The following is a 6,451-nucleotide window of genomic DNA, read 5'->3' as shown; positions in this document are numbered from 1 at the left end:
TGTGGGGGGGCGATTTTGTCTGCTCCTCCCTCCCCCCCCCTCCCCCCCCCCCCCCCCCCCCCCCCCCCCCCCCCCCCCCCCCCCCCACTGTCGACTGCCTGATGTCCGACCCGCGGGTCAGGCCTCCACGGAGTCCTTGTCCGCGGCGTCGTCGGCCCCGGCCTCGTTGGCGGCTTCGGCGGCCTTCGCGGCTTCGGCGGCCGCCTGCTTCTTCGAGGCGATGAGGCTGGTGATCGTGGTGATGACCAGCACGCCGCAGATGACCGTCAGGGAGAACGGGATGGAGATCTCCGGGACGTGCACGCCGCTCTCGTGCAGCGCGTGCAGCACGAGCTTGACGCCGATGAAGCCGAGGATGACCGACAGGCCGTAGCTGAGGTGGACCAGCTTCTTGAGCAGGCCGCCGATGAGGAAGTACAGCTGGCGCAGACCCATCAGCGCGAAGGCGTTCGCGGTGAAGACGATGTACGGGTCCTGGGTCAGGCCGAAGATCGCCGGGATGGAGTCGAGGGCGAACAGCACGTCGGTGGTGCCGATCGCGAGCATGACGACCATCAGCGGGGTCAGGATGCGCTTGCCGTTGTTGCGGATGAAGAGCTTGGTGCCGTGGTACTGGTCCGCGACGCCGAACTTCTTCTCGATGGACTTGAGGAGACGGTTCTCCTCGAACTCCTCGTCGTCCTCGTCGGCGCGCGCCTCCTGGATGAGCTTCCAGGCGGTGTAGATCAGGAACGCGCCGAAGATGTAGAAGACCCAGGCGAAGCTGGTGATGATCGCGGCACCGGCCGCGATGAAGATCGCACGCAGGACGAGGGCGATCAGCACGCCCACGAGCAGCACGCGCTGCTGGAGGTGGGAGGGCACCGAGAACTTCGCCATGATCAGGACGAAGACGAAGAGGTTGTCGACGCTCAGGGACTTCTCGGTGATGAAGCCGGCGAAGAACTCGCCCGACGCCTGGCTGTTGCCGAAGAACAGCAGGCCGAGGCCGAAGAGGACGGCGAGGACGATCCAGACGACCGTCCAGATGCCGGCTTCCTTGACCGACACGTCGTGCGGCTTGCGGCCGATGAAGAAATCGGCACCGATGAGGATGCCCAGACCGATGATGGTCAGCACCCAAAGGTTCAACGAAACGTCCACTACGCCTCCGGCAGATGGCTACGGCACAAGGTCAGCGTCATCGCTGCCGGAGGTCTCTTCCACCCTGGCGGCCGAAGGGGCCGCGGGCCGGCGCCCCGGGACCTATTGCGGTCCGTATTGACGGGAACACCGCGACAGGAGCTGTCAGGAGTACTCCCCTCCGCGCACACAAGAGTACCGGTGGGGGGCACCAAAGGTAAAGGGAAGGCCAAGGAACGGTCAGGGGACGGTCAGCAGCTGCCCGCCGGAGCTCAGTGGGCGCCCCCGGCGGACCCGCCTCCGCGGGCTGCCGCCACCTCCGCCAGCACCTGCTCCAGCACCGCGCTCCCCCGCGGCGGGAGGGCGGGCTCGAAGGTCCAGGCGTGGCCCACCCACGGGTCGGCGAGATGGTCGTCGGGTACGGGCGACAGCCGCAGCAGCGACCGCCAGAGCGGGTCCAGCAGCGGGCCGAAGGCCGAGGCCTCGTCACGGTCCGCGACCATCAGCAGGTGGACCCCGACCGCCGCCCCCTCGTCGGCGAGGTAGCGCAGGCGCGTGACGGCGCGCTCGTCGAAACCGTGGGGGAAGTCGTGCACGATGAGCAGCTGCTCCGCCGGGTCGAGGTCCGGCGGGAGGGCGTCGGAGGCGCCGCCGCGCAGCGCCATCTGGACCAGGTCCACGCGGCGTGTCAGCCGGGCGAGGACACCGGTCACCCCGGCGGCGCCCGCGGCGGGCGGCGCTGCGAGCACCCCGGCCCGCAGCAGCGGGGCGAAGGCCGCCGCGCCGGCCCCGGCCGGGTCGATCACGTGGACGCCGAGCCCGCCGGCGGGGTGCACGGCCAGCATCCGCACCGTGTGCGCGACGGCCGTCTCGAGGGCGGCCCGCCGCAGGGGTTCCGTGTCCATCGTCATCGCGGCCTCGGAGCCGGTGCGGCCGCTGTCGATCCACAGGCCGCGCTCCAGCGGCAGCCGGACCAGCATGGGGATGCGCAGGCCGGGGCGCTCCGGGAGGTGCAGGTCGCCCAGGCGCAGCGCCATCGGGGTCTCGGCGGGGGTCCGGTGGGCCTGCCACTGCGGCTGGTCCCAGCGGGCGAAGGCGGCGGGGAGGGCCGGTTCGACGACCTCCACCTCGGCGGCGAGCTGGGCGAGGTCGCGGTCGAGGACGGCGGCTGCCTGGGCGACGAGGTCGTCCCGGCGGGCCCGTGCGGTCTCGCGGGCGGCGTCCCCCGAGCTGCCGATCCTGCTGCGGGGGTCGGAGAGCGCCTGGTCGAGCTCCCGGTCCATGCGCGTGTCTGCGAAGTCCACGGCGCTGCGGTAGGCGGCGACGGAGCGCGCCAGGTCCTCGAACATGCCCCAGACCTGGTTGTGGAGCCGCTCCTCCATGGTCCAGCCGGAGGCGTCTCCGGCGACCGGGCGCGGGGGCTCGCCGGGGCGGGGCTCGGGGGCCTGCGGGGCGGGGGCGGGCGGTTCGGTGCGGGCGCGGCGCGGGTGGGCGTAGTCGATGGCGGGCGCCGGACCGGGGGTGCCGGGGTACGGGACGCCCGGGACGGGTACGGGGCCGGGCGGCTCCGCCGGACCGGCGGGCGGAGCCGGCTGTACGGGCGGGACGGACGGCGGCGCCGGCTGCTGCACGGGCGGGACCGGCCCGGGGGCCTGGGCGGCGGCGGTGTGCGGGCCCGGCGGCGGCACGGCGCCCGCGGGCTCGTGGCGGGCGGGCCCGGCCGGCGCGGGCTGCCCCGCCGTCTGGGCCGCGGAGGCGAGCGCGGCGGCCGCGGGGGCGGCCAGCCCGTGGTCGGCGAACAGGGCGGCGAGGCCGTCGGCGTAACCCTGGCCGACCGCCCGGACCTTCCACCCGCCCTGGCGCCGGTACAGCTCCAGCGCGACGACGGCGGACTCGGAGTCCAGTCCGGTGAGGGTGAAGCCGGCGATCTCCGCGCCGCCCGGGGCGGCGACGGCGAGGTACGGGGCCGCGACGGCCCCGAACCGGGCCGGTCCACCCGCCGGCAGCGCGAGCAGCACCGCGACCTGGTGGACGGCCGCCGGGACGGCGTCCAGGTCGACGGAGAGCAGGTGCCGGGCGGCCACGGACCCGGGCACCTGCACCCCGGGAAGCCGTGGCGCGCCCGGGTGGGCGAGCGACTCGGGCCCGGCGAGCCGGCCGTGCTCGTCGCCGAGCACGGCGCCGGCGAGCACCGCGGTGCCCGCCGAGACCCGGATCTCCACACGCGTCTGCGGCAGCGGGTGGTTCTGTCCCCGCACCAGCTCGGCCGTCATCGCCGCCCTACCCCCGTCGTCCTCGGTCGTACCGTGCTGCGCCCGCTGCCCTCAGAGGTGCGGGATGATCGCCGGCAGCAGGTCCTGGAAGGTCCGGCCGTTGGCGGCGTTGCCCAGGGCCGTCATCTGCCAGCCGCTGCCCGCCCGGTGGACCTTCGCCATGATCTGCGCCGTGTACTGGCCGCCGCCGTCCAGCGTGTAGCGCGCGAGCTCTTCGCCGTTCGTCTCGTCGACGATCCGGCAGAAGGCGTTCTCGACCTCCTGGAAGGTCTGGCCGGTGAAGGAGTTCACCGTGAAGACGATCTGGTCGACGTGCACCGGCACGCGCTGGAGGTCGACGAGGATGGCTTCGTCGTCCCCGCCCTGGCCGACACCGCCGACCAGGTTGTCCCCGGTGTGCCGGACCGAGCCGTCCTCGCTGATCAGGTGCCGGAAGAAGACCACGTCGACGGGCTGCTTGTCCGCGAAGAGCACGGCCGAGGCGTCGAGGTCGATCTCACGGGTGCGCGACCCGAACAGCCCGCGGCGCTTGGCCGCCTGCCATCCGAGGCCCATCCGCACTGCGGTCAGGGATCCCCCGCCGGACTTCTCCAGGCTGATGGCCTGACCCTTGGTCATGTTGACCGTCACGCGCTGTCCCCTCTCCTAGCGATCCTTGCGGTCCTGGCGATCTTGCAGCCCGCAGTCGTGCGGGTCCTGCAGTCCTTGCGGGTGTTGCGGTCCCCGCGCAGCTGCGACCTGCGGGCGGCCTGCCGTCCCAACCCTACGCAGCGGCACCGCCCGCGGGCCCGACCGGTTTGATTCTGTGTCTCTCCTGAGACACAGTGCCGAAACCCGCCGGGCGGTACGCGCCGTGCGGTCAGGCGAGACCGGCCTCCCTCATCTGGCGCAGCTCCTTCTTCAGTTCGCTCACCTCGTCGCGGATCCGGGCCGCGACCTCGAACTGGAGCTCTGCCGCCGAGGCCCGCATCCGCTCGGTCATCTCCTCGATCAGCGCGGCCAGTTCGGCGGCCGGACGGTCGGTGGGCACGGCCGCCTGGCCGCCCTTCGCACCCTTGGCGGCCTTGCCGCCCTTCGCGGCGCCCTTGGCGGCCTTCCCGCCGAGTGCCGGCACCGGGGCCTTGGCGCCCTTGCCCTCCTTGGCCTGCCGGTAGCCCGAGCCGAGGAGCTCCTCGGTGTCGACCTCCTCGCGCGCGATCGTCGCCACGATGTCGTTGATCTTCTTGCGCAGCGGCTGCGGGTCGATGCCGTTGGCGGTGTTGTACGCGACCTGCTTCTCGCGGCGGCGGTTGGTCTCCTCGATGGCCTTCTCCATCGCGGGGGTCATCTTGTCCGCGTACATGTGGACCTGGCCGGAGACGTTGCGGGCCGCGCGGCCGATGGTCTGGATCAGCGAGGTGCCGGAGCGCAGGAAGCCCTCCTTGTCGGCGTCGAGGATCGCGACCAGCGACACCTCGGGCAGGTCGAGCCCCTCCCGGAGGAGGTTGATGCCGACCAGGACGTCGAACTCGCCCGACCGCAGCTCGCGCAGCAGCTCGATCCGGCGCAGCGTGTCCACGTCGCTGTGCAGGTAGCGGACCTCGATGCCGAGCTCCAGGAAGTAGTCCGTGAGGTCCTCGGCCATCTTCTTGGTGAGGGTGGTGACGAGGACCCGCTCGTCCTTCTCCACCCGCTGCCGGATCTCGTGGACGAGGTCGTCGATCTGGCCCTCGGTGGGCTTGACCACGACCTCCGGGTCGATGAGTCCGGTCGGGCGGATGATCTGCTCGACGAAGCCCTCGCCGCGCGAGAGCTCGTACTTGCCCGGGGTGGCGGACAGGTAGACGGTCTGGCCGATCCGCTCCTGGAACTCCTCCCACTTCAGCGGCCGGTTGTCGAGGGCGGACGGCAGCCGGAAGCCGTGGTCGACCAGCGTCCGCTTGCGGGAGGCGTCGCCCTCGTACATCGCGCCGATCTGCGGGACGGTCACGTGGGACTCGTCGATGACCAGGAGGAAGTCCTCCGGGAAGTAGTCGATCAGCGTGTTCGGCGCGGAACCGCGCTCGCGGTCGTCCATGTGCAGCGAGTAGTTCTCGATTCCGGAGCAGGAGCCGATCTGCTGCATCATCTCGAGGTCGTACGTGGTGCGCATGCGCAGCCGCTGCGCCTCCAGGAGCTTGCCCTGCTTCTCCAGCTCCGCCAGCCGCTCGGCGAGCTCCGCCTCGATCCCCGCGATGGCCTTCTGCATGCGCTCGGGTCCGGCGATGTAGTGGCTGGCCGGGAAGACGTACAGCTCGCGGTCCTCGCTGATGACCTCGCCGGTCAGCGGGTGCAGCGTCGACAGCGCCTCGATCTCGTCGCCGAACATCTCGATGCGGACGGCCAGTTCCTCGTAGACCGGGAAGATCTCGATGGTGTCTCCGCGGACCCGGAAGGTGCCCCGGGTGAAGGCGAGGTCGTTGCGCGTGTACTGGATGTCGACGAACCGGCGCAGCAGCTGGTCGCGGTCGAACTCCTCGCCGACCTTGAGCGGGACCATCCGGTCCACGTACTCCTGCGGGGTGCCGAGGCCGTAGATGCAGGAGACGGACGCGACGACGACGACGTCCCGCCGGGTGAGGAGGGAGTTCGTCGCGGAGTGCCGCAGCCGCTCGACTTCCTCGTTGATGGAGGAGTCCTTCTCGATGTACGTGTCCGACTGCGGGACGTACGCCTCGGGCTGGTAGTAGTCGTAGTACGAGACGAAGTATTCGACGGCGTTGTTGGGCAGGAGCTCGCGGAATTCGTTCGCCAGCTGGGCCGCGAGGGTTTTGTTCGGCGCCATGACCAGCGTCGGCCGCTGGAGCCTCTCGATCATCCAGGCGGTGGTCGCGGACTTTCCGGTGCCGGTGGCGCCGAGCAGTACGACGTCCTTCTCACCCGCACGGATACGCCGCTCCAGCTCGGCGATGGCCGCCGGCTGGTCACCGCTGGGCTGGTAGGGACTGACCACCTCGAAAGGGGCCACCGTGCGTTCGATCTTCGATACGGGCCGCATGGAACCACCGTACGACCCCCCACTGACACGGACGCACCCG

The 6,451-nt window shown here is 71.5% G+C and carries 4 protein-coding genes and 1 pseudogene; 1 reads left to right on the top strand and 4 read right to left on the bottom strand.

The window, feature by feature from the left end; genetic code table 11:
- Positions 1 to 100 (top strand): annotated as a pseudogene (locus ACZ7H1_RS18020) (hypothetical protein); the annotation flags it as partial.
- A gap of 17 nt (positions 101 to 117) precedes the next feature.
- Here the strand turns inward: ACZ7H1_RS18020 and ACZ7H1_RS18015 are convergent.
- From ACZ7H1_RS18015 to uvrB, 4 genes are all read right to left on the bottom strand, one after another.
- On the bottom strand, positions 118 to 1,143 hold the full coding sequence (locus tag ACZ7H1_RS18015; protein WP_470787738.1) for a TerC/Alx family metal homeostasis membrane protein: 1,026 nt from the start codon (positions 1,141 to 1,143) through the stop codon (positions 118 to 120).
- Between the two features lie 251 nt (positions 1,144 to 1,394).
- The gene (locus tag ACZ7H1_RS18010) at positions 1,395 to 3,395 is read right to left on the bottom strand and encodes a TerD family protein (protein ID WP_470787737.1); all 2,001 of its coding nucleotides are present in this window, start codon (positions 3,393 to 3,395) and stop codon (positions 1,395 to 1,397) included.
- Positions 3,396 to 3,446: 51 nt separating this feature from the next.
- Positions 3,447 to 4,025 carry a TerD family protein gene (locus tag ACZ7H1_RS18005; RefSeq protein ID WP_470787735.1) on the bottom strand — a complete coding sequence of 193 codons (579 nt, stop codon included), beginning with the start codon at positions 4,023 to 4,025 and terminating at the stop codon, positions 3,447 to 3,449.
- 229 nt (positions 4,026 to 4,254) lie between these two features.
- A complete protein-coding gene (gene uvrB / locus ACZ7H1_RS18000) occupies positions 4,255 to 6,411 on the bottom strand; it encodes an excinuclease ABC subunit UvrB (RefSeq protein ID WP_470787733.1) in 2,157 nt (718 codons plus the stop codon).
- Positions 6,412 to 6,451: the final 40 nt, after the last annotated feature.

It is taken from the genome of Streptomyces sp. NPDC037401, assembly GCF_055602345.1.
The sequence above is the reverse complement of the archived record's forward strand: the minus strand, read 5'-3'. Positions and strand labels throughout refer to the sequence as shown.